This is a genomic window from Erwinia sp. Leaf53 (assembly GCF_001422605.1).
Taxonomy (GTDB): domain Bacteria; phylum Pseudomonadota; class Gammaproteobacteria; order Enterobacterales; family Enterobacteriaceae; genus Erwinia.
Map to the genome: position 1 here is coordinate 189,105 of NZ_LMLK01000002.1, position 21,932 is coordinate 211,036.

The window sequence follows — 21,932 nt, forward strand, 5'->3', positions numbered from 1 at the left end:
GCTGTATTGAATATTTGCGACATCAGGCAGCGAATGCCCCTTACGTGAGATGGCATCCGCTTTGCATTACAGCTGTTCTTCTCAGAATTCTGGAGGCACCTATGTCGACCGCCGTACTGACCCGTCATGCTGACGCGATCTGTCCCGAACAGCCGTGGTTCGTACTTAATGCGGCCCGGCATTACGCGCTCATTGCCTCACGGCACCCGGCCATTTCACACTTCTACAACTTTGAAGTGGCCCCGGAAGCGGCGCTGACGCTGGCGATCCCCGACGGCTGCGTGGATATCGTCTTCGACTGCGACAGCGCCAAGCCGCTGGCGCGCGCCTGCGGCTCTACGCTGAGCGTGCGCAACGCCGCGCTGCTGGCGGGCCACCGCTATTTCGGCGTGCGTTTTGCGCCGGGGGTGATGCCAGATTTTCTCGATGTGATGGCCGAGGAGTTGACGGACCACGCCTTTAACGTGTTTGAGGTGATGCCGGATGCCCGCGCCGCCTGCGAGCAGATCCTGCGCACTCCTCAGTTCTGCCAGCAGGTGGCGCTGTTTAACCAGCACTTCTCCACCCGGCTGATGCGCAGAATGTCCCCGGCCACGGCGGCGGCGGTGCGCGCCCTGCTGCAGCAGCAGGGCAACCTGCGCGTCGACCAGCTGGAGGCGCTGACCGGCTATACCTGCCGCACGCTGCAGCGGCTGTTTCGTCACGACACCGGCCTGACGCCGAAGGCGTTTGGCCGCATTATCCGCTGCCAGGCGGCGCTGAACCGCCTGCACGCGCCCGTGCGCTGCTCGTTCACCGACCTGGCGCTGGAGCTGGGTTTCAGCGACCAGTCGCACTTTCTGCGCGAGTTTAAAACCCTGGTCAGCATGACGCCGCTGGAGTTCTGCCGCCGGGCCACGGATGCGGACTGGGCAACGCGGCTGAGCATGCACTGAGGCTGCGCCGCCGCGGGTGCTGATGACCGCGCACGCACCAGCGTTGTGCATCGGCAGCCCGCTGCCCTGTCTGATTTGTTCTATCCCTGCCGTCAGCGCTGCGAAATGATGCGCCCACTGACCCCTCCCCGCCGCCGGCTGTTATGGCGGGGTTCACTCCCTGGCCGCAGAGGTGCAGCAATGCATAACACAACCGGATTACGAAAAAATACCCTTGGGCTGGCTTCACTGGTGTTCTTTGTGGTGGCCGCCGCCTCGCCGCTGACCGGCGTGGCGGGCGGGCTGCCGGTGGCCATTTTCACCGGCCAGAACCCCGGTATTCCCCTGATCTACATTCTTGCCTGCCTGATGCTGATGCTGTTCTCGGTTGGCTATCTGACCATGAGCCGCTACGTGCAGGATGCCGGGGCTTTCTATACCTATATCGCCAGAGGGCTGGGGAAAAACTGGGGGGCTTCCGCCTCGGTGACTGCGCTGGTGGCCTACTGCTCGGTGCAGCTGGCGGTGGTCGCCATGCTCGGCTTCTTCAGCCAGCAGTTTTTAAGCAGCCATTTTGCACTGACCGTCCCCTGGTGGGCATTAAGCATGCTGTTTATCGTACTGGCGTGGATCCTCGGCATCCGGCGGGTGGAGGTGGGCGGGAAGATACTGGGCGTGCTGATGCTCGGCGAAGTGGCCATCGTGCTGCTGACCGACGTGATGCTGCTGCTGAAAAAACCGGGTGCGCTGGACTTCAGCAGCCTGAACCCTGCGGTGCTGACCCAGGGCAGCTTTGGTATCGCCTTTATGTTTTCCATCGCCTCCTTTATTGGTTTTGAATCCACGGCGATTTATGCCGAAGAGTGCCGCGATCCGCAGAAAACCGTGCCGCGCGCCACGCTCTGTGCACTGCTGATCATCAGCGCCTTTTTCTGCTTTACCAGCTTCGCACTGCTGCAGGCTTACGACTTCGGCCAGCTGGTGACGCTGGCGCGTCAGGATCCCGGCAGCCTGTTCTTTGCCATCACCCGCAGTGTGGTCGGCCAGTGGGCGGTGGAGACCATGTCCGTCCTGCTGATCACCAGCCTGTTCGCCGCCGCCATGGCCTTTCATAACAACATTTCCCGTTATCTGTTCAGCATCAGCCGCGACGGGCTGATCTGGAAAGAGCTGTGCCGCACCCACCCGACAAACGGCACGCCGCATAATGCCAGCCACCTGCACAGCGTCATTTTTCTGCTGCTGCTGGCCGCGCTGGGCAGTATGGGGGTCGACCCGGTCGGACAGATCTTCGCCTTCGGTTCGGCCATCGCCACCCTGTCAATACTGCTGCTGCAGGTGGGCGTCTCGGCCGCCGTGATCGCCTTTTTCCGCCAGACGCGCCATACGCACAGCGGCTGGCAGGTGTTCTGGGCCCCGCTGCTGGCGCTGATTGCGATGGCCGCCACCCTGATTCTGGTGATCAACAATTTACAGCTGCTGAGCGGCAGCGACTCGAACTGGGTACAGATTATTCCGTGGTTTATCGCGATCTGCGCCTTAGCCGGGTATGGTCTGTCGCGCAGGCAGCGCGCGGCGATCGCGACAGAGTGACCTAACGGCTACGATCTCCACGCCATCCACAGCCGCTTGCCTGACCATTAAATCGCCGGGTATCACCACCCGGCGAGTACATCACCTCCCCCGCTCACAGCGGCAGCGGCCGGTTCTCCACCACCGTTTAACAGGGCACATTCCTGTACCAGAGCACTGCTACGCGGAGTAACCGACTGGCCTGAGCCTGCCGCCGGTTATTTAAGCTCCGCCGCCAGCTCGCGCAGGAACTGACTGACCCGTGGCAGCCCGCTTTTCAGCACCTCAGGATTATTGGCAAAACCAATCCGCAGATAGCCTTCCACATCCAGCGCCTCGCCGGGGGTGAACATGACGCCATAGCGCTGCAGCAGGCGAATACAGAAATCACGGGAGCCTATTGGCAGGTCATACTTCAGCAGCGCGGTGGTGCCCGCCTGCGGTTTGACATAGCTGATTAACGGCTCGCCCTGCACCCACGCGTCCAGCGTCTGCAGGTTTTCGCGCAGCAATTTCTGGTTGCGGGCGAGGATTTTGTCGCGGTTTCCAGCGCCAGGCAGCCGAAGAAGTCATGCAGCACGCCCATGCTGATGGTGTTGTAGTCGCGGTGCAATTCCACCGCCGACCATCAGATGAGTGCCCGCCGCATTACAGCGTAAACGCCTTACGGAACGCCTCCACCGCCTGCACCGAATCCCCGGACGCCCAGCCCTCCAGCGCCACCACGCCGCCGTAGCCGATACCCGCCAGCGCGCGGGCGATCGCCGGGTAGTTGATTTCGCCGGTGCCCGGCTCCTGGCGGCCCGGCACGTCCGCCACCTGGATCTCACCGATATGCTTATCGCTGCGGCGGATCAGCTCCACCAGATTGCCTTCACCGATCTGCGCATGGTAGATATCCAGGTTCATCTTCAGCCACGGGCTGTTCACCGCGCTGACCAGCGCCAGCGTCTCTTCTGCCCTGGCGAACGGTGTGCCCGGATGATCGACGGCGGTATTCAGGTTTTCAAGGGTAAAGACGCGCCCGGCCTGTTCGCCTAAGGCGGCCAGCGCCGACAGCGTCTCTTTCGCCTTCAGCCACATCGCGCCGGTCACCACCTCTACCGGCTTCACCGGCAGGCCGACGTTGTTCAGCCCGGTGCCGTGCAGGTTCAGCGACGGACAGTTCAGGCGTTCGGCCACCCGCAGCGACTCGGCGGCGCTGGAGAGCAGCTGCGCGATCTCCTCATCATCAGTCAGGTTGCCGGAGATATAGCCGGTCATTGAGGTAAAGCGCGCGCCGGTGCTGACCAGCGCGTCGATATCCTTTTTCGTCCAGTCCCAGATCTCCACGCCAAAGCCCAGCGCGTGCAGTCGTTCGACGCGCTCGATAAACGGCAGATCGGTAAACACCATTTCAGCACAAACGGAAAGCGAGTAGTGCGACATATTCAGGCTCCTTACGGTTGCACAGGCTGGTTAGTCTGCACGGATTCGATGCAGGCCAGCGCCACGGCCAGCGCGTTACGGGCGGCTTCGCCACTGGCTTCAGCCTGACGCTTGTTGCGCACACAATCAACAAAATCAGTCAGTTCTGCGACATACGCATCATGCAGCAGGTCGGTATCCTGACGTGAAGTATCGATGGAGATCCCCGCTGCGGTATAACGCACGCAGTTGTTGATATTGATACTGCCCGCCTGCAGCATCCCCTGGCTGCCGAACACTTCGGCACGCACGTCGTAGCCGTACACCGCCTGGAAGTTGGCTTCTGCGGTGGCGATCGCGCCGTTATCAAAGCGGATATTGACCACCGCCGTATCCAGCAGGCCCTGTTCTTTAAAGTCCGGGCGCACCAGCGCATCGGCCACCGCATAGACTGAAACCGGCTTCGCGCCCGGGTTAAGGTGCAGCAGGATATCGAAGTCGTGGATCAGCGTTTCCAGGAAGATGGTCCAGTGCGGGATGCGCGACGGATCGTTCAGCACCGGGTCACGGGTGGTGGATCGCAGCAGCTGTGGCGTACCGATTTTTCCCGCTTTGATCTCCTGGTACGCCGCGCTGAAACCGCTGACGTAACGACGGTTAAAGCCGACCTGCAGCACTACGCCCGCCTCTTTCGCGGCGGCAATCGCCTGGTCCGCCTCTTCCAGCGTGACCGCCATCGGTTTCTCGCAGAAGACGCCTTTACCGGCTTTCGCCGCCGCCACCACCAGTTCAGCGTGGGTACGCGCCGGGGAGACGATCGCCACGGCATCGATTTCAGGATCGTTCAGCAGCGCCTGCGGATCGGTAAAGAACTTTGCCGCACCCAGTTTCGCGGCCAGACGTTCTGCCGCCCCCGGCACCGGATCGGCCACCGCTGCCAGCGTTGCGCCCGGGATCCGCTGCGCCAGCGTCTGGCCGTGGAAAGAGCCCATACGACCGGCGCCGATCAGGCCAACGCGAATCACTTTTTGAGTCTCAGACATGCTAATTTCCTTTATGTGTAGGGTGTGGAGTTGTTGTTTTAATGACGCAACCGGGGATCGGGTAAGACACCGCAGGCCAGATACATGTCAGTTAGCAAGGGCTGTGCCAACTCCGATATCCTGAAATTTCAGTCAGTTAAAAAATGATGGCGATCACAGCATGTTTATAAACAGAACATGATTTGTGAACATGTCTGTATTATGAACACCTCAATTCGGCAGGAGTGGCAGCATGAGCGAGCAGGGGCAGTTCGGGGAAGAGGAGTGGGGGCTGATTGCCCGCATGTCGGAGGCGCCGCTGTCGGCACAGCCGGGGGAGCTGAACCGGGCGTGGGATGCGTTCGCCGCCGGTCAGACGCCACCCGGTTTACGCGGCACGGTGCTGGCTTCGTGGCAGCGCAGCCGCCGGCTGGGCATTAACCCCGAAGCGTTCCGCTACACCTTTATTGCGCCCGAGCAGCTGCGCGCGGTGCTGGAGAGCAACGCCGGGCTGATTACCATCGCGCAGGAGGTGATGCGTAACCTGCTGGCCTATAACCCGGACGGCCATATCAACCTGACCGATGCGCATGGCGTGACCATTGCCTTCTGCGGCCAGGATTTAACGCCGATCGGCAGTATTCTGCTGGAGTCGGTGCAGGGCACTAACTGCTCCGGGCGCTGCCTGAGCGAAAACCGGCTGGTGTGGCTGCTTAGCGAAGAGAACTATATGCGCGCGCTGCGCGAGCGCGGTAAACACTGCGCGGCCGCACCGGTGCGCGACGAGCTGGGCAACCTGCTCGGCGTGCTGACGCTGACCGCCAGCCAGCACGCCTTTCACTACCACACGCTCGGCACCGTGCAGGCCGCGGCGGAAGCGATTTCGCAGCAGCTTAAGCTGCGACAGCTGCTCAACGAGCAGGCCTCAATCGTCGAGTCGCTGCATGAAGGGGTGATCGTTACCGGCCCGCAGGGCACGATCCGCCTGCTTAACCCGTATGCCCGCCAGGTGCTGGCGCTGAGCGATGAGGTGCGATATCAGGATATTGATGCGGTGCTGAAGCCGGAGGGCGTCAGCCTCAAGGCCCTGCCCGCCTGCCGCGACCGCAACCTGACCGTCTGCCCGGACGGCCGCACCCGCGTCTCCTGCCTGATTTCAGTGGTGATCACCCCGGAAGGCGGCCGGGTGATCTCGCTGCGCGAGCACCGCCGCATCCGTGAAATCACCCGCCGGGTGCTCGGCAGCAGCGCCAGCTACAGCTTTGAGATGATTTGCGGCCAGTCGGCGGCGCTGCGCAGCGTGCTGAATATGGCGCGTGCGGCGGCACGCAGCGACAGTACCGTGCTGCTGAGCGGCGAAAGCGGCACCGGCAAGGAGCTGTTTGCCCAGTCGATCCACAACGCCAGCGCGCGCCAGAGCGGGCCGTTCCTGGCGCTGAACTGCGGCGCGCTGCCGCGCGATCTGGTGCAGAGCGAGCTGTTTGGCTATGAAGACGGGGCCTTTACCGGCTCACGTAAGGGCGGCGCGGCGGGGAAATTTGAGCTGGCCGACGGCGGTACGCTGTTCCTCGACGAGATCGGCGATATGCCGCTGGAGGCGCAGACCAGCCTGCTGCGCGTACTGCAGGAGGGGGAAGTCACGCGTATCGGCGGCAAGCGGCCGCTGGCGGTGGACGTGCGGATTATCGCCGCCACCCACCGCGACCTGCTGAAAGCGGTGGAGAACGGTTCGTTCCGCCGCGACCTGTGGTTCCGCCTTAACGTGATTGGCCTGGCGGTGCCGCCGCTGCGCGAGCGCCGTGAGGATATTGCCGACCTGACCGCCCTGTTCTGCGATAAAGTCAGCCGGGCGCTGCAGCGGCCGCTGCCGGCCTTCAGCGATGAGGCGCTGCGCGTGCTGAGCGGCTATGCCTGGCCGGGTAACGTGCGTGAGCTGGAGAACGTCGTCGAACGTACGCTGAATATTTGCGAAGGGGCGACGATCGCGGCGGACAACCTGCCGGACGAGCTGCGGCTGAGCGCCGGACCGCTGCGCGGCAGCGCGACGAGCAGCGCCAGCGGCAGCCTGAAAGCGGTTGAAAAAGCGCAGATCGAAGCCTGCCTGCGCGAGCTGCAGGGCAATCTGCGCCAGGTGGCGCTGACGCTGAACCTGTCGCGCGGCGCGCTGTATAACAAGATCCGCCGTCACGGCATCGACGTGGCCGCCTTCAGGCCATCAGCACCCTGATATCATGCTGGCGCAGTACCGCGAGATACTCCTCCGCCAGCAGCCGGTCGGTGATTACCGTGCCGATATCCGCATGCTGCGCAACGTTAAACGGAAACAGCCTGCCGAATTTATCCGATTCGGCAATCACAACGTTTTCCACGCGTTTCTCGAGCGCCAGCCGGATATTCTCCGCACGCATCACGTCGCGGCCGGTAAAGCCCTGCTGCGGCGTGTAGCCGTCGATGCCGATAAATACCTTGTTGACGTTGATGCTGCTGATGCCCAGCCGGGTCAGCGGGCCGACCAGGCACTCGCTGCGCTTCTGCAGCACACCGCCCAGCACCACCACCTCCTGCGGGCCGTTTTTCAGCTCGCTGGCCACGTACAGGCAGGGCGTTACCACCGTGACGTCGAGGCCGGAGCGGCCAATTTCCCGCGCCAGGTGTGCGTTGCTGCTGCCGGCCTCGATAAACAGCGTGTCACCGGCGGTCAGCAGCGACAGCGCGCTTCTGGCCATCGCCTCTTTTACGCTGACGTTGTTGCCGATGCGCTGATTCAGATCGTTTAAGGCGAGGGCAAAGCCGTGGGCGCGCCGCAGCCGGTTCAGCTGCTCCAGCGCCACCAGATCCTTGCGGATGGTCACGCCGGAGACGCCCAGCCACTGCGCCAGCTCCGCCACGCTGACCTTGCCCTTGCTCTCTAACCGTTCCAGAATCTGCTGATGCCGCCGTTGCACTGTGACCTCACGTTGTCGTCTGCCGCTTTCATATGAAAGCGGGCTTTCATCTTACGGCAGGGCGACAAAAAGTACAGCGAGGCTCGGCGGGATTTACCACCTGCTCTGCGGCTGCCCGGCGGCTCAGACGTCAGGATTCAGCGTATACAGCCCGGTCAGGCTGGCTTCGGCCAGCACGCCGACCTTGCCCAGCGCGGTCCTGACGTTAGCCAGCACCGGCTCACCTTCGATGGTCAGCGATGGCACGTCCAGCGCGTAGAGGGTGAAGATATAGCGGTGCATCAGCTCGTCGTTCCACGGCGGGCACGGGCCGTCATAGCCAAAGTAGCTGCCGGCCATCTGCGCATCGCCGCTGAACCACAGCGTATAGTCGTTGATGCCGTGCTCAAATTCAGTCGGCAGGCTGGTGGCCGGTTTACCGCCGGCGGTAATCGCCGACGAGTGGCTGCCTGCGGCAATCTCACGCACGTCGGGTGCAATGCCGTGCAGGATCCAGTGGGCGAAGTCGATACGCGGCAGATCGCGTGAGACGGTGCGGCCCGCCTGGTTAACGTCGTCCGCGCGGGAAGGCACGTCCGGATCGTGGCAGATCAGCAGCAGCGACTGCGTCCCTGCCGGCACATCTTCCCAGCGCAGGTGCGGGTTGCGGTTGCTGGAGAGCGCAATCGGCTCGTCGCTTCCCGCTACCGCAAAGGCGAATTCGCCCGGGATCGCCGCACCGTCGTTAAAGCTGTCACTGTAGAGTTTCATGGCTGTCTGTTCCTGAAAAAGGGGAAGTAAAGGCCGCTGGCCGTCAGAACACCAGCTTACTGCATCTGCCGCAGCGCTACCTTATCCGATCCGCTCAATATGATTGCAGATACCGTCAAAATGAGCGTTAGGGTGCAAGAAAACTGTTAGTCAGACCCTTATTTTCGCGGGTACTTAAACTGCGCAGCGTGCAGCTTCAAGACCAGCCGGTTTAAAACCTCAGAGGCAGGCCGATAATCTGCTGTTTCTTTCGCTCTGAGACGGGATGCCATCGCCCTGGCAATAAACCGTTGTTGCAATGCCCATGCTCTTAGCGACTCATCCACTTCACGCCTGCCTCTTCAAACCGGCGATAAATTCAGAAACAGGCGCGGTATCTTCCTGTGAGCGCTCTTCTGCGACCGTGTATTTACCCAGCTGTTCGGTGAAATATTTTTTTTGCTCAGCGACGGCAAAACGGTTTAACAGGTCTCTGACCATCGGCTGATAGCCAAGATCATATCGGGCAGCAATCTCTTTGAGGTCCCGAATCAGTGACTTCGGCAGCCGGATTGAGATCGCCTGCAGCCCGAGCTGTTCGTCTGTTTCGTCAGCATATTGCCGGGGGGCCACGGCAACATGCTCCTCAGAGGCACCCAGCGCGCGTTTTTCCCATTCATCCACATCATCTAACAGTTCAGGGGTCTTTTTACTCATCGCGTATTCCTCTTCGAACCTTTTGAGCCCGCATTTAGCGTCCTTGCTGAATCAGTTAAACCCTTACAGCCCATGTTTGCGCCAGAGTGCTTCTTCGGTGGCATCCGGTGGATAAGCCGTCTTCAGTACCGGTAAACCAAATGCATTACCCACCCCGGCGGGTACGAAACATATTTTTAACCGCCTTCCCCGGTCTGTTTCGGCAACAAACCACAACGTCGGTGGTCGGGTCTTATTTTTTTCTCTGGTATCAATCAGATAGTTTCCGATTCGGTTATAAAAACACTCATGAACCTCTTTCGGTAACACACCGTGTTTTTGCAAAATTTTTGCTGTGACTGAAGAAGGCATGATCAAATCCATGGTGCATATCCATCCTTAGTGGCCCACAACCTGTTAAGAATAGTATATACAAAATATCGACCAATCAATTTTTTAAAAACACAATAAAATCAGATATTAAATTCATACTTAATAATAAAGGCATTATTAGTATATACAAAAACACCTATCAAATTCTGGTAGGCCAGAAGTAAAAATTGCGGATTGGCTCACCCGCAGGGCCCCGTGCCAGGGGGATCATTATCGCCGCCGTCCCTCCCCGCGCGATGAACCAGCATTTTAGTCAGTTCTTGTCTCTTTAACCGGCCAGACCGCCTGCCTAAAGTACACAGGTTACTGTTTAATCATCAGGGGTTAACTATGGGTACTTATCACTTCAGCCTGATTGACCCGGAACGGGATCGGCAGGCCAGCTTCACGCTGATGCGCGAGCTACGGCCGCATCTCGCCGATGCAGATACTTTTGCGGCGCAGATCGTTCGTCAGGCCGGGCAAGGCTATCGCCTGCTTGGCGCATGGCAGAGCGAACAGCTGATGGGGCTGGCGGGCTATCGCCTGCAGGAAAATCTGTTATACGGCCGGTTCCTCTACGTTGATGACCTTGTTGTCGCCGCTGAGGCACGCAGCCAGGGCGTTGGCGGCAGGCTGATCGACGCGCTGCGCGAGGAGGCAAAGCAGCAAAACTGTGCGCATCTGGTGCTGGATACCGCCTTAGGCAATGCCCTGGCACAGCGGTTCTATTTTCATCAGGGACTGCTCTCAAAAGGGCTGCACTTCAGCCAGGCGTTACAGGTGCCATAAAGCATGAAAAAGACGCTTTTCCTCGAGTGCAGCCCGTTTGGCAACACTTCATCGGGTACACGGTTAGTGCAGGCTGCGCTACGCGAAAGGGGTTTAACGGGTGATGACCTCCCTCTTATCACCCGCAGCCTGGCGGCTGAGCCGCTTGCCCCGCTGTCCGCAGGGTACGCGCAGGCTCTCACCTCAGCCGCGCCGGACAGCGATCCGGCGCTGGCAGTTTCAGAGCGTCTGATTAGCGAGCTGGAAGCCTGCGACAGGCTGCTGATCGCCACGCCGATGCACAACTTTACCGTGCCGGCCGCGCTGAAGCTGTGGATTGACTATGTGCTGCGTATTGAGCGCAGCTTTACTAATACGCCGGAGGGGAAAGTGGGGCTGCTGCGCGACAGGCCGACGCTGGTGCTGGTCAGGTCGGGCGGTATCTGTACAGGGGATGCGGCAAGGCAGCCGGATTTCCTGACGCCTTACCTGCGGCACACGCTTGCTACCGTCGGCATCCACCGCGTGCAGTTCGTTTATCTGCCGGGCCAGCCGGTGGCAGATGAAGCACTGAATCAGGCCCGGCGTGCGCTGGCCGCGTTTCTGGCCGAGGCACCGCTGGCCGCGTTTCTGGCCGAGGCACCGCTGGCCAACGCGCAGCGATAGCCCGTTCCGCTGAGCACGCCGTTGCCGGTGGATCTGCTGGCGCGTCAGGTGCCGGCGGTGGTGGTGTCTGCCCCGGCCAGCAGCCCGCCTCCGCTCTGCACCTTATAATGCCGCGCCGACAGCAAGCGGGTCAGTTTTACTGACAACCCGACCATTGTCACCAGAATGGTGGGGGTGATCGGGTTCGTCACGCTTTACTGATTCAGCCTCCCCCGCCATCAGCGGCTGACCGTTCAGCGCCCCTGCCGACCAGCAGCAGCGTCAGGCTGAACGACAGCACCAGCGCAATCAGTACCCCGCTAATGGCATACGGGAACCAGGGACCGATGTAGGCGGGCAGGCTGAAAATACTGGACAGGATATAGCCGAACAGCCGTACGCCGAAGAAGGCGACAAAGGCAGAAGCAATGCTGCTGGCAATAATCGCGGCGACGAAAGCCCGCTTCTCCCGCGTCAGCACGCCAAACAGCGCAGGTTCAGTGATTCCCAGCAGCGCCGACACCGCCGCCGACAGGGTGACCGTGCGATCGGCACGATGCCGGTTGCGAAACCAGATGGCAAAGGTGGCACCGGCAATCGCCATATTGGCCATGCACATCATCGGCATCAGCATGTCGTACCCCTGGGTGGCAAAGTTCTGCAGCGCGATCGGGGTCATCGCGTGGTGCATGCCGGTAAGGATCGCCACCGGGCGAATTGCCCCAACGATCAGCCCCGCCAGCACGGACGAGGTATCAAACAGCCCCTGAATGCACCAGGCCAGCCCTTTACCCAGCCAGATGCCTGCGGGACCAATGGCGACCAGCGCCACCAGTGCGGTAATAAACAGCGTCAGCGTTGGCGTAAAGACGGTTTTCAGCACCTGCGGCATGATGCGGTCCACCGCGCGATGGATATAGCTCAGCGCCAGCACCGAGAAGATCACCGGTATGACGCTGGACGCATAGTTAAACACCGAAATGGGCAGCAGGCCGGCGAACCACCAGGTCTGCACCGCGCCCGGCGCGCCGCCGGCCAGCAGTTTCGCCGCATCAATTAATGAGGGATACATCAGGCAGGCCACCACCGCTATCGCCAGATACTCATTGGTTTTAAACATCTTTGCGGCGGAAACGGCGAGGAAGAAGGGTAAGAACCAGAAGACCCCGCTGGCAATCAGATCGATGATCCTGACGGTATCACTGCTGGTCGACAGCAGGCCCATAGCAATCAAGCCCGCCAGCAGGCCTTTGATCATCCCCGCCCCGGCGATCGCCGGTACAATCGGCCCGAACACGCCCGAGACGGTATCCATAAACAGCGATACCCAGCCTTTTTTCTTTTTCTCTGTAGCCGGTCCGTCGGTGGCAGGTGCCGCCTCGCCGTTAATCAGCTGATACCAGCGCTCAACCTCCGGGCCAATAATCACCTGAAACTGTTCGCTCTGTAACTGAACGCCCAGCACTCCCGGCAGCTGAAGAATGGCCTGACGATTGATTTTATCTTCATCAACCAGATCGAAGCGCAACCGGGTCATACAGTGCCAGACTTTATGAATATTTTCCCTTCCCCCTACCCCCTGGATAAGGTCACCAATGATGGCTGAATGACTCATTTCCCGCTCCTTATCTGCCCTGATGAGGGCCGTGGATGTGTGAAAAAGTGTACGGGATGGCGCTTCGTATAAACAAACCAATAAAAGGTGATGGCATTCACAAAACCACTTAGTACAAGCTCAAAAAACCCTTAAGGCAGTAAATTGGTCCGTTTTTTTTACCTTTTCGCTTGCGCGTTCGGACCAAAATAAATTGCTGGAAATGGGTTAAGAAGCGCGGGAATAATAGCCGCAGTAATTCGCGTTTCGTCAGCCGCCAGGAGCAACCATGACCCCGACACGCATCAACGATGTTGAATGTTTTATCACCCGACCGGACCGCCATAACCTGGTGCTGGTAAAAGTCACCACCGACAAGAATGTCGTCGGTTACGGCTGCGCCACGTTCCAGCAACGGCCGCTGGCGGTGAAAACCATGGTGGATGAATACCTGAAGCCGTTGCTGATCGGCCGCGACGCGAATGCCATCGAAGACCTGTGGCAGATGATGCAGGTCAACGCCTACTGGCGAAATGGACCGGTGATGAATAACGCCATCGCCGGGGTGGATATGGCGCTGTGGGACATCAAAGGCCAGCTGGCGCAGATGCCGCTCTATCAGTTGTTTGGCGGTAAAGCGCGGGATGCGATAGCCGTCTACAGCCACGCCGCCGGTGAAAGCCTCGATGCGCTCTACCCGCAGATCGACGCGCTGCTGGAGCAGGGCCATCGCTACATCCGCTGCCAGCTCGGTTTCTACGGTGGTACGCCGCAGAATTTACATCAGACCCGCGAACCCACCCCGGGGGCTTACTACGATCAGGACGAGTATATGGCCAACACCGTCGCCATGTTCAAAGCGCTACGGGAGAAATACGGCCAGCGCTTCCACATCCTGCACGACGTGCATGAGCGGCTGTTCCCGCAGCAGGCGATTCAGCTGGCTAAAGCGCTGGAGCCTTATCAGCCCTGGTTCCTGGAGGATATCGTTTCGCCGCAGCAGAGCGGCTGGCTATCGCAGATCCGCGCGCACAGCAGCGTGCCGCTGGCGCTGGGTGAGCTGTTTAACAATCCCGCCGAGTGGCACGATCTGATCGTCAACCGCCAGATTGATTTTATCCGCTGCCACGTGTCGCAGATTGGCGGCATCACCCCGGCGCTGAAGCTGGCGGTGCTCTGCCAGGCGTTCGGCGTGCGCCTTGCCTGGCACGGCCCGCCGGATATGACGCCGGTGGCCGTGGCGGTGAATACCCACCTTAATATCCACCTGCACAACGCCGCAATTCAGGAGTTTATTCCGGCGCAGGCCAGTACCCTTGCGGTGTTCCCGGACACGCCTCAGGCCGCAGGTGGCTATCTCTACCCCATCGATCGTCCCGGCATCGGCATCCGCGTCGATGAAGCCGCGCTGGCGCGCTTCCCCGGCTGCTATCGTGCACACGAGTGGACGCAAAGCCGACTGCCCGGCGGGGCGATGCACACGCCTTAATCGCCGCGGCGAAAACGCAGGTTATCGGCATTGAACGGGGCAACCCAGGTACATTCATAGTGGATATCGATAACCTCGCTCAGGATCCACACATCGCCTCCGGCCAGTATCCCCCGGTTGGTGATCTTCATCGCCGGTGCACCGCGCCTGCAGCCCAGCAGCGCGGCCTGCGCTTTATCCACCGCCACCGCCTGATAATGGGTGAGGAAGTGCGACAGGGTGTCGCCTCTGGCGGTCACATACTGCTGTAGTGAGCTTTCAGTCACCTGCTGGGTCAGGTCCGGGAAACGGGAAAGCGGCAGGCTTGAAGTCTCAATTTGCGTGCAGCGCTCGTCCACGTAGCGCAGGCGGCAGAAGTACCACAGCCACTCATTTTCACCGATGCCAAACACCTGCTGCTGATCTTTATCCGGCAGGCGCTTGTGCAGGCTGAGCAGGCGGTAGCGCATCTGATCGAAGCGCTTTTCCGTAATTGAGTTATAGACCAGCGGATTGCTGCGGGCGTTTTCGCTGACAAAAATACCCGAGCCCTGTACCACCCGGATAATGCCGATGCTGACCAGCTTCTTCAGCGCGGCGCGCACCGTATGGCGCGAGACGCCATACTCTTCCGCCAGCTCCCGCTCGCCGGGGAGCTTATGCAGCGGGCCAGGAGCCGCCTGATAGATCTTACTCAGCAGATCCTGGGTAATAAAATCCCGCTTCTTCATGGTGACGATCTCCGGTGATGGCGTGACGGTGCTGGCACAATCAGTCTGCTACAGGCGTGGCCTGGGCAGGCTGTTAGTGAGCGTCAGAACGCTACAGCAGATGATTTTCTGGTCGTTACAGCGCCTGCGCACACGCCCAGGCCGAGCTCCACGCCCACTGGAAGTTATAGCCGCCCAGCCAGCCGGTGACGTCCACCACTTCGCCGATAAAGTACAGCCCCGGCACGTCGCGCGCCTCCATGGTTTTGGAGGAGAGCTGGCTGGTATCAACGCCGCCCAGCGTCACTTCGGCGGTGCGGTAGCCCTCGGTGCCGTTCGGCTGCACCCGCCACTGGTGCAGGGTGGCAACCAGCTCCGCCTGCTGCCGGCTGTTCAGCTGTTTCAGGGTACACTCCGGCAGCGTGCCGAGCTGCTGCAGGCACTCGACCAGCCGTTTGGGCAGAATTTTCGCCAGGCTGTTTTTCAGGCTAAGATTCGGATGCTGGCTGCGCTCTTCATTGATAAAGGCGTCGAGGCTCTGCTGCGGCGACAGGTCGATGGTGACAAATTCGCCGGGCAGCCAGTAGCTGGAGAGCTGCAGCACCGCCGGCCCGGAGAGGCCGCGGTGGGTGAACAGCAGCGCCTCTTTAAATACTGTGCCGTCTTCGGCGGTCATCACCGACGGCACCGACACGCCGGAGAGAATTTGCAGCTGTTCCAGCAGCGGCTTGTGCAGGGTAAACGGCACCAGGCCTGCGCGGGTGGGCAGTACCTTCAGGCCAAACTGTTCGGCAATCTTATAGCCAAACGGTGATGCGCCCAGCCCCGGCATCGACAGGCCGCCGCTGGCGATCACCAGCTTCTCAGCCCACACCTCCGCGCCGTTCAGCTGCAGGGTGTAACCGGCGTCATCACGGGTCACCGCCAGCACTTCGCTGCGCAGGCGCACGCTGACGTTGCCCGCCTCGCACTCCTTCAGCAGCAGATCGACCACCTGCTGCGCCGAGTCATCGCAGAACAGCTGGCCGAGGGTCTTTTCGTGCCAGGCGATGCCGTGGCGGTTGATCAGATCGATAAAGTTCCACTGGGTGTAACGCGCCAGCGCCGACTTGCAGAAATGCGGGTTAGCAGAGAGATAGGCCGCCGGTTCGGTGTAGAGATTGGTAAAGTTACAGCGGCCGCCGCCGGACATCAGGATTTTGCGTCCGGCCTTTTTACCGTTATCCAGCAGCAGTACGCGACGCCCTTTCTGACCCGCCTGTGCGGCGCAGAACATCCCGGCCGCACCGGCACCAATCACGATCACGTCAAACTTTTCCACTGCTCACCCCGGCCAAAACCGCTAAAAACGCTGATTGTAGTGAGTTGACGGCGGCGATACCAGCTTCCGGGTAAAAAGGCGGCGGTAACAATTTGTAACTTAGTGATTTGACAGCGATTTCATCGCAAGCTGTCACACAACTGACAGAGTAATGTCAAAAAAAGTCTATATTTCCCTTTCCCCCGGCACGGGTTGTCGCAGATAATGCGCCGCGTTCATGTCCTCCAAAATGGCGTAACGCTTATGCTACATCTGTTTGCTGGTCTTGATTTCCATACCGGCCTGTTACTGGTTCTTGCTCTGCTGTTTGTGCTGGTCTACGAAGCGATTAACGGCTTCCACGACACGGCCAACGCGGTGGCAACCGTTATCTATACCCGAGCAATGCGATCGCAGTTAGCGGTGGTGATGGCCGGGGTATTTAACTTCTTCGGGGTACTGTTGGGCGGCTTAAGCGTGGCTTACGCGATCGTCCATCTGCTGCCCACCGATCTGCTGCTTAACGTTGGATCGGCCCACGGGCTGGCGATGGTCTTTTCCATGCTGCTGGCTGCTATTATCTGGAATCTCGGCACCTGGTATTTTGGGTTACCGGCCTCCAGCTCCCATACCCTGATTGGTGCCATTATCGGTATCGGCCTGACCAACGCGCTGCTGACCGGCACCTCGGTGGTGGATGCGCTGAACGTACCGAAAATGATCGGCATCTTTATGTCGCTGATTATCTCGCCGATCGTTGGCTTGGTGGTCGCCGGCGGCCTGGTGTATCTGCTGCGTCGTTTCTGGAGCGGCAGCATCAAGCGTCAGCGTATTCATATGACCCCGGCCGAGCGGGAAAAGATCGACGGCAAGAAAAAGCCGCCGTTCTGGACGCGTATCGCGCTGATCGTGTCGGCGATTGGCGTCAGCTATTCGCACGGCGCTAACGACGGTCAGAAAGGCATTGGTCTGATTATGCTGGTGCTGATCGGCGTGGCTCCGGCGGGCTTCGTGGTGAATATGAACTCCACCGGTTATGACATCACCCGTACCCGGGATGCGGTCAACCATCTGGAGCAGTATTACCAGCAGAACGCCGCCTCGCTGACCCATATCATTCAGATGGCACCACCGGCGCTGCCGACGCCGGAAGAGGTACGCTCAGGGCCGCATGATTTCCACTGTGATGCGGCGCGGGCACTGCCGGCCATCCAGCGCGCGCAGGGGCTGCTGAATAATCTGTCCAGCTATGATGCGCTTAACGTCGACCAGCGCAGCCAGCTGCGTCGCCTGCTGATGTGCATCTCTGATACCGCTGAGAAAGCCGCTAAGCTGCCGGAAACCCCGGCTGATGAGAAACGCTTCCTCAACAAGCTGAAGGGCGACCTGCTGAATACCGTTGAGTATGCCCCGGTGTGGATTATTCTCGCCGTGGCGCTGGCGCTGTCGCTGGGCACCATGGTTGGCTGGCGTCGTGTTGCCACCACCATCGGTGAGAAGATCGGTAAAAACGGCATGACCTATGCGCAGGGCATGTCGGCGCAGATGACCGCAGCGGTATCGATTGGCGTTGCCAGTTATACCGGTATGCCGGTCTCCACCACCCACGTGCTCTCCTCCTCCGTGGCGGGCACCATGGTGGTTGACGGCGGCGGCGTGCAGGGCAAAACCATCCGCAGCATCCTGCTGGCGTGGGTGTTTACCCTGCCGATCTCGATTCTGCTTTCGGGTTCACTCTACTGGGTGGCGCTGAAGCTGATTTGATCGCGTTAAACGCGGTAGCACGACGCAGCGAGCGCCGTGCTACCGCCGCCAGACTTACAGATAAAAGCAGACTTCGGTCTGCTTTTTTTTCGTCGGTCACCCGCCGGGCTAATGCCAGATGGCCAGCCCGACCAGGCTGATCGCCACGATGGCGCACAGCGAACTGGTCAGCACGAACTGGCCGCGCACCCGCTGGCAGCGGCGGATAAACTCGTCGTCGTGATGGTCAAGGTAGCGCTGCGCCCAGATATAGCGCACCAGCCGCACCTGCTTGCTGGGTTGCCCGTGGGCGGTAAAGAAGCCGCCGCCGTCAACGTACTGATAGAGCAACGGATCGCAGCCGCGCAGTACCACCAGCAGCGCCCGCAGCGACGAGTAGTAACGAGCCATGTTCACCACGCAGATAATGCAAAGAGCCCAGAATAACGCAACGGTGCTGATCATCATCCCCTCCCGGCCCTGTCGCGGCCACTGAACACGGGCAAGCCGCTTCATACCGCGCGGGTTCGCCAACCCTGTAATTGATTCAGGTAAGATTAATAACCCTGACGCCACGACGCCCGGTGAGCGGGGGCATGTAATCAGTGTAGAAGATTGGGCTAATTTATTTCCACTGCTGTTTATCACATCCGCCGGTAACGGGAGGAAAATTCATGATGGCGGCCTGCGAAAAGGGTGCACCAGACCTCACCCCGCGCCGGGGAAGTTAGCTATACTCAAGGCATAATTTCAGTGAAAAGGAGTCTTCATATGTCATATAAACACATTCTGATCGCGGTCGATCTGTCGCCGGAAAGCAAACTGCTGGTTGATAAAGCAGTCTCCATGGCGCGCCCTTATAACGCAAAAGTCTCGCTGATCCACGTCGACGTCAACTATTCCGACCTCTATACCGGCCTGATTGACGTTAACCTCGGCGATATGCAGAAGCGTATTTCGCAGGAAACCCACACCGCGCTGACCGAGCTCTCCACCAGCGCCGGCTACCCGGTGAGTGAAACCCTCAGCGGCAGCGGCGATCTTGGCCAGGTGCTGGTCGATGCGATTAAAAAGTATGATGTCGATCTGGTGGTCTGCGGGCACCATCAGGATTTCTGGAGCAAGCTGATGTCGTCGGCGCGCCAGCTGATCAACACCGTGCACATCGATATGCTGATCGTGCCGCTGCGCGACGAAGAAGAAGATTAATCGCCGCCGAGCGGCGCATAGATATCAAAACGGTGGCTCTTGGTGGTCACCGCGTTTGGCGTTGCCACCCCGGCCAGCGGCGGCGCGTAGTCCGGCCGCTTCACCACCACCCGCTTTTTCGCCAGCCGACGCGCCGGCTCCAGCAGCCCGTCGGCATCCTCATCCGGCCCGACCAGCGACTGAAACACCCGCATCTCCTTCTTAACCAGCGCGCTTTTCTGCTTATGCGGATACATCGGATCGAGATACACCGCGTCCGGCGGCGGCGTGATATCGGTCAGCGCCTGCAGGCTGGAGGCGTGCAGCAGCGTCAGCCGTTCGCGCAGCCACGGGCCGATCTCCGGATCGGCGTAGCCGCGGCGTAAACCGTCGTCGAGCAGCGCGGCGACCACCGGATTACGCTCCAGCATGCGTACCCGGCAGCCGATCGCCGCCAGCACGAAGGCGTCGCGCCCCAGCCCGGCGGTCGCATCCACCACGTCCGGCAGATAACCGCTTTTGATGCCGACGGCTTTTGCCACCGCCTCGCCGCGCCCGCCGCCAAACCTGCGCCGGTGCGCCATCGCGCCGTCCACGAAATCGACGAAGATGCCGCCCAGCTTTGGCTCATCGCGCTTGCGCAGCTCAAGACGATCCGCGGTCAGCACCAGCGCCATCAGGCTGTTGTCGTCATGCACCAGCTGCCAGCGTTCCGCCAGAACAGATAAGGCGCCGTCTCCGGCGCCCGTTTCATCTGATAAATAGATGTTCACTCAACTAGCCCTTGATGCCGTAATGTTCCAGCATCGCGTCCAGCTGCGGCTCGCGGCCACGGAAGCGTTTGAACAGCTCCATCGGCTCTTCTGAACCACCGCGGGTCAGGATGTTGTCGAGGAACGACTGGCCGGTTTCGCGGTTGAAGATGCCCTCCTCCTCGAAACGTGAGTAAGCGTCGGCCGCCAGCACGTCCGCCCACAGGTAGCTGTAGTAACCCGCCGCATAGCCGCCGGCAAACACGTGGCTGAAGGCGTGCGGGAAACGGCCCCACTCCGGCCCCGGTACCACCGCCACCTGCTTTTTCACTTCGCGCAGCGTTTCCAGGATGCGTGCTCCTTTCGCCGGGTCAAACTCGGTGTGGATGCGGAAGTCAAACAGGCCGAACTCCAGCTGACGCAGGATAAACAGCGCCGCCTGGTAGTTCTTCGCCGCCAGCATCTTATCCAGCAGCTCCTGCGGCAACGGCTCGCCGGTCTCATAGTGGCCGGAGATAAACGCCAGCGCTTCCGGCTCCCAGCACCAGTTTTCCATAAACTGGCTCGGCAGTTCGACCGCATCCCACGGCACGCCGCTGATGCCGGAAACGCCCGGGGTTTCAATGCGGGTCAGCATATGGTGCAGGCCGTGGCCGAACTCGTGGAACAGGGTGGTGACTTCGTTATGGGTGAACAGCGCCGGCTTACCGTTCAGCGGGCGGTTAAAGTTACATGTCAGGTAGGCGACCGGCTTCTGCAGGCTGCCGTCGGCTTTGCGCATCTGGCTGACGCAGTCGTCCATCCACGCGCCGCCGCGTTTGTGCTCGCGGGCGTAGAGGTCGAGGTAGAAGCTGCCGCGCAGCTCGCCGCTCTCGTCAAACAGGTCGAAGAAGCGCACGTCCGGGTGATACACATCAACGTCTTTACGCTCGCTGGCGGTGATGCCGTAGATGCGTTTCACCACTTCAAACAGGCCGCTCAGCGCGCGCGCTTCCGGGAAGTAAGGGCGCAGCTGTTCGTCGCTGATGGTGTACAGGTGCTGCTTCTGTTTTTCACCGTAGTAGGTCAGATCCCACGGATTCAGATCGTCAACGCCGTGCTGTTGTTTCGCGAAGGCGCGCAGCTGCGCCAGCTCCTGCTCGCCCTGCGGGCGGGCACGGGTCGCCAGACCGGTAAGGAAGTCGATCACCTGCTCCGGGTTTTCAGCCATTTTGGTGGCCAGCGATTTATCGGCGAACGACTTAAAGCCCAGCAGCTGGGCCAGCTCATGGCGCAGCGCCAGCTCTTCCGCCATCACTTCGCTGTTGTCCCACTTACCGGCGTTCGGGCCCTGGTCTGAAGCGCGGGTAGAGTAAGCACGGTACAGTTCTTCGCGCAGCGCGGCGTTGTCGGCATAGGTCATTACCGGCAGATAGCTTGGGATATCCAGCGTTAACAGCCAGCCGTCCTGCTCTTTGGCTTCCGCCTGGGCTCTGGCCGCAGCCAGCGCGCTTTCCGGCAGGCCGGCCAGCTCGCTCTCGTCGGTTATCAGCTTGCTCCAGCCCATGGTCGCATCCAGCACGTTGTTGCTGTAGGTCGACCCCAGCTCAGACAGGCGTGCGGCGATTTCGCCGTAGCGCTGCTGCTTCTCTTTCGACAGGCCGATACCGGACAACTCGAAATCACGCAGGGCGTTATCCACCGCTTTCTGCTGTGCGAGGTCCAGCCCGGCATAAGCGGCCCCCTCTTTCAGCGAACGGTACGCCTGGTAGAGCCCCTCATGCTGGCCGACCCAGGTGCTGTATTCAGACAACAGCGGCAGCGTCTGCTCATAGGCCTGACGCAGCTCCGGACTGTTTTTAACCGAGTTCAGATGGCTGACCGGTGAGAAAAGACGGCTTAAACGATCGTCTACTTCTGCCAGCGGCTGCACCAGGTTATCCCAGCTGTAGGGCGCGCCCTGCGCCACGACTTTTTCCACCGCCGCGCGGCACTCGTCCAGCGCCTGGCTGACGGCAGGAACCACGTGTTCGGGTTGGATGGCGGAGAAAGGCGGCAGCGTAAAGGCGGAGAGTAACGGATTGGTCATAGCGCAGTCCTTTAATCGGTGTATGGGGTGCGTTAG

Annotated in this window: 22 protein-coding genes; 8 read left to right on the forward strand and 14 right to left on the reverse strand. The window is 60.4% G+C overall.

Annotated features, from left to right (window positions below; translation table 11 throughout):
- Positions 1 to 101: 101 nt before the first annotated feature.
- Together ASF13_RS03680 and ASF13_RS03685 are read left to right on the forward strand one after the other, a co-directional pair.
- Complete coding sequence (locus ASF13_RS03680; protein ID WP_056232728.1) at positions 102 to 935, forward strand: AraC family transcriptional regulator; 834 nt, start codon at positions 102 to 104, stop codon at positions 933 to 935.
- 180 nt (positions 936 to 1,115) lie between these two features.
- Positions 1,116 to 2,507 (forward strand): APC family permease, encoded by a 1,392-nt coding sequence (locus ASF13_RS03685; RefSeq protein ID WP_056232730.1) that lies wholly within the window; start codon positions 1,116 to 1,118, stop codon positions 2,505 to 2,507.
- Between the two features lie 197 nt (positions 2,508 to 2,704).
- On the opposite strand, the gene ASF13_RS03690 is transcribed toward ASF13_RS03685, so the two are convergent.
- From ASF13_RS03690 to ASF13_RS03700, 3 genes are all read right to left on the reverse strand, one after another.
- A complete protein-coding gene (locus ASF13_RS03690; RefSeq protein ID WP_056232732.1) occupies positions 2,705 to 2,998 on the reverse strand; it encodes a hypothetical protein in 294 nt (97 codons plus the stop codon).
- Between the two features lie 136 nt (positions 2,999 to 3,134).
- Positions 3,135 to 3,914, reverse strand: coding sequence for a TIM barrel protein (locus ASF13_RS03695; RefSeq protein ID WP_056232735.1), 780 nt, complete (start codon positions 3,912 to 3,914; stop codon positions 3,135 to 3,137).
- Between the two features lie 11 nt (positions 3,915 to 3,925).
- The gene (locus ASF13_RS03700) at positions 3,926 to 4,936 is read right to left on the reverse strand and encodes a Gfo/Idh/MocA family oxidoreductase (RefSeq protein WP_056232736.1); all 1,011 of its coding nucleotides are present in this window, start codon (positions 4,934 to 4,936) and stop codon (positions 3,926 to 3,928) included.
- A gap of 232 nt (positions 4,937 to 5,168) precedes the next feature.
- Here ASF13_RS03700 and ASF13_RS03705 point away from each other — a divergent pair, with 232 nt between their 5' ends.
- Entirely contained in the window at positions 5,169 to 7,142 is a 1,974-nt protein-coding gene (locus tag ASF13_RS03705) for a sigma 54-interacting transcriptional regulator (protein ID WP_056232738.1), read from the forward strand.
- On the opposite strand, the gene ASF13_RS03710 is transcribed toward ASF13_RS03705, so the two are convergent.
- From ASF13_RS03710 to ASF13_RS23195, 4 genes are all read right to left on the reverse strand, one after another.
- Entirely contained in the window at positions 7,123 to 7,860 is a 738-nt protein-coding gene (locus tag ASF13_RS03710) for a DeoR/GlpR family DNA-binding transcription regulator (protein ID WP_056232739.1), read from the reverse strand. The genes ASF13_RS03705 and ASF13_RS03710 overlap by 20 nt on opposite strands.
- 123 nt (positions 7,861 to 7,983) lie before the next feature.
- Positions 7,984 to 8,610, reverse strand: a complete 627-nt coding sequence (locus tag ASF13_RS03715; protein ID WP_056232740.1) for a YbhB/YbcL family Raf kinase inhibitor-like protein — start codon at positions 8,608 to 8,610, stop codon at positions 7,984 to 7,986.
- Between the two features lie 327 nt (positions 8,611 to 8,937).
- Positions 8,938 to 9,306 (reverse strand): hypothetical protein, encoded by a 369-nt coding sequence (locus ASF13_RS03720; protein WP_056232741.1) that lies wholly within the window; start codon positions 9,304 to 9,306, stop codon positions 8,938 to 8,940.
- Positions 9,307 to 9,369: 63 nt separating this feature from the next.
- A complete protein-coding gene (locus ASF13_RS23195) occupies positions 9,370 to 9,669 on the reverse strand; it encodes a hypothetical protein (RefSeq protein ID WP_072166272.1) in 300 nt (99 codons plus the stop codon).
- 339 nt (positions 9,670 to 10,008) lie between these two features.
- Between ASF13_RS23195 and ASF13_RS03725 the strand changes: the two genes are divergently transcribed.
- Both ASF13_RS03725 and ASF13_RS03730 read left to right on the forward strand, forming a co-directional pair.
- Positions 10,009 to 10,449: a GNAT family N-acetyltransferase gene (locus ASF13_RS03725; RefSeq protein WP_056232743.1), complete on the forward strand. Its 441-nt coding sequence runs from the start codon at positions 10,009 to 10,011 to the stop codon at positions 10,447 to 10,449.
- A 3-nt stretch (positions 10,450 to 10,452) separates the two neighbouring features.
- Complete coding sequence (locus ASF13_RS03730; protein WP_056232745.1) at positions 10,453 to 11,094, forward strand: FMN-dependent NADH-azoreductase; 642 nt, start codon at positions 10,453 to 10,455, stop codon at positions 11,092 to 11,094.
- 44 nt (positions 11,095 to 11,138) lie between these two features.
- On the opposite strand, the gene ASF13_RS24170 is transcribed toward ASF13_RS03730, so the two are convergent.
- Positions 11,139 to 11,285, reverse strand: a complete 147-nt coding sequence (locus tag ASF13_RS24170) for a hypothetical protein (protein ID WP_156365546.1) — start codon at positions 11,283 to 11,285, stop codon at positions 11,139 to 11,141.
- A gap of 11 nt (positions 11,286 to 11,296) precedes the next feature.
- On the reverse strand, positions 11,297 to 12,688 hold the full coding sequence (locus ASF13_RS03735) for a PTS transporter subunit EIIC (protein ID WP_056232747.1): 1,392 nt from the start codon (positions 12,686 to 12,688) through the stop codon (positions 11,297 to 11,299).
- 268 nt (positions 12,689 to 12,956) lie between these two features.
- Between ASF13_RS03735 and ASF13_RS03740 the strand changes: the two genes are divergently transcribed.
- Positions 12,957 to 14,156, forward strand: a complete 1,200-nt coding sequence (locus ASF13_RS03740) for an enolase C-terminal domain-like protein (RefSeq protein ID WP_056232750.1) — start codon at positions 12,957 to 12,959, stop codon at positions 14,154 to 14,156.
- On the opposite strand, the gene ASF13_RS03745 is transcribed toward ASF13_RS03740, so the two are convergent.
- Positions 14,153 to 14,866, reverse strand: a complete 714-nt coding sequence (locus ASF13_RS03745) for a GntR family transcriptional regulator (protein ID WP_056232751.1) — start codon at positions 14,864 to 14,866, stop codon at positions 14,153 to 14,155. The genes ASF13_RS03740 and ASF13_RS03745 overlap by 4 nt on opposite strands.
- Positions 14,867 to 14,981: 115 nt before the next feature.
- The gene (locus ASF13_RS03750) at positions 14,982 to 16,166 is read right to left on the reverse strand and encodes an NAD(P)/FAD-dependent oxidoreductase (RefSeq protein WP_056232753.1); all 1,185 of its coding nucleotides are present in this window, start codon (positions 16,164 to 16,166) and stop codon (positions 14,982 to 14,984) included.
- Positions 16,167 to 16,409: 243 nt separating this feature from the next.
- On the opposite strand from ASF13_RS03750, the gene pitA reads away from it, so the two are divergent.
- Positions 16,410 to 17,909: an inorganic phosphate transporter PitA gene (gene pitA / locus ASF13_RS03755; protein ID WP_146005502.1), complete on the forward strand. Its 1,500-nt coding sequence runs from the start codon at positions 16,410 to 16,412 to the stop codon at positions 17,907 to 17,909.
- 108 nt (positions 17,910 to 18,017) lie between these two features.
- Here pitA and uspB read toward each other — a convergent pair whose 3' ends face one another.
- Positions 18,018 to 18,353, reverse strand: coding sequence for a universal stress protein UspB (uspB, locus tag ASF13_RS03760; RefSeq protein ID WP_056232801.1), 336 nt, complete (start codon positions 18,351 to 18,353; stop codon positions 18,018 to 18,020).
- Positions 18,354 to 18,659: 306 nt separating this feature from the next.
- Between uspB and uspA the strand changes: the two genes are divergently transcribed.
- Positions 18,660 to 19,097 (forward strand): universal stress protein UspA, encoded by a 438-nt coding sequence (gene uspA / locus ASF13_RS03765; RefSeq protein ID WP_056232756.1) that lies wholly within the window; start codon positions 18,660 to 18,662, stop codon positions 19,095 to 19,097.
- On the opposite strand, the gene rsmJ is transcribed toward uspA, so the two are convergent.
- Together rsmJ and prlC are read right to left on the reverse strand one after the other, a co-directional pair.
- Positions 19,094 to 19,849, reverse strand: coding sequence for a 16S rRNA (guanine(1516)-N(2))-methyltransferase RsmJ (rsmJ, locus tag ASF13_RS03770; RefSeq protein ID WP_056232758.1), 756 nt, complete (start codon positions 19,847 to 19,849; stop codon positions 19,094 to 19,096). The genes uspA and rsmJ overlap by 4 nt on opposite strands.
- A 4-nt stretch (positions 19,850 to 19,853) precedes the next feature.
- Positions 19,854 to 21,896: an oligopeptidase A gene (gene prlC / locus ASF13_RS03775; RefSeq protein WP_056232760.1), complete on the reverse strand. Its 2,043-nt coding sequence runs from the start codon at positions 21,894 to 21,896 to the stop codon at positions 19,854 to 19,856.
- Positions 21,897 to 21,932 lie beyond the last annotated feature (36 nt).

Bases quoted from the DNA above. Each gene is read 5' to 3' on its own strand.
- uspB (WP_056232801.1), bottom strand. From the start codon at position 18,353: ATGATCAGCACCGTTGCGTTATTCTGGGCTCTTTGCATTATCTGCGTG.
- ASF13_RS03720 (WP_056232741.1), bottom strand. From the start codon at position 9,306: ATGAGTAAAAAGACCCCTGAACTGTTAGATGATGTGGATGAATGGGAA.
- ASF13_RS03700 (WP_056232736.1), bottom strand. From the start codon at position 4,936: ATGTCTGAGACTCAAAAAGTGATTCGCGTTGGCCTGATCGGCGCCGGT.
- ASF13_RS03685 (WP_056232730.1), top strand. From the start codon at position 1,116: ATGCATAACACAACCGGATTACGAAAAAATACCCTTGGGCTGGCTTCA.
- ASF13_RS03740 (WP_056232750.1), top strand. From the start codon at position 12,957: ATGACCCCGACACGCATCAACGATGTTGAATGTTTTATCACCCGACCG.
- ASF13_RS03715 (WP_056232740.1), bottom strand. From the start codon at position 8,610: ATGAAACTCTACAGTGACAGCTTTAACGACGGTGCGGCGATCCCGGGC.
- ASF13_RS03725 (WP_056232743.1), top strand. From the start codon at position 10,009: ATGGGTACTTATCACTTCAGCCTGATTGACCCGGAACGGGATCGGCAG.
- ASF13_RS03705 (WP_056232738.1), top strand. From the start codon at position 5,169: ATGAGCGAGCAGGGGCAGTTCGGGGAAGAGGAGTGGGGGCTGATTGCC.
- uspA (WP_056232756.1), top strand. From the start codon at position 18,660: ATGTCATATAAACACATTCTGATCGCGGTCGATCTGTCGCCGGAAAGC.
- prlC (WP_056232760.1), bottom strand. From the start codon at position 21,896: ATGACCAATCCGTTACTCTCCGCCTTTACGCTGCCGCCTTTCTCCGCC.
- ASF13_RS03735 (WP_056232747.1), bottom strand. From the start codon at position 12,688: ATGAGTCATTCAGCCATCATTGGTGACCTTATCCAGGGGGTAGGGGGA.
- pitA (WP_146005502.1), top strand. From the start codon at position 16,410: ATGCTACATCTGTTTGCTGGTCTTGATTTCCATACCGGCCTGTTACTG.
- ASF13_RS03730 (WP_056232745.1), top strand. From the start codon at position 10,453: ATGAAAAAGACGCTTTTCCTCGAGTGCAGCCCGTTTGGCAACACTTCA.
- ASF13_RS03745 (WP_056232751.1), bottom strand. From the start codon at position 14,866: ATGAAGAAGCGGGATTTTATTACCCAGGATCTGCTGAGTAAGATCTAT.
- ASF13_RS23195 (WP_072166272.1), bottom strand. From the start codon at position 9,669: ATGGATTTGATCATGCCTTCTTCAGTCACAGCAAAAATTTTGCAAAAA.
- ASF13_RS03695 (WP_056232735.1), bottom strand. From the start codon at position 3,914: ATGTCGCACTACTCGCTTTCCGTTTGTGCTGAAATGGTGTTTACCGAT.
- ASF13_RS03680 (WP_056232728.1), top strand. From the start codon at position 102: ATGTCGACCGCCGTACTGACCCGTCATGCTGACGCGATCTGTCCCGAA.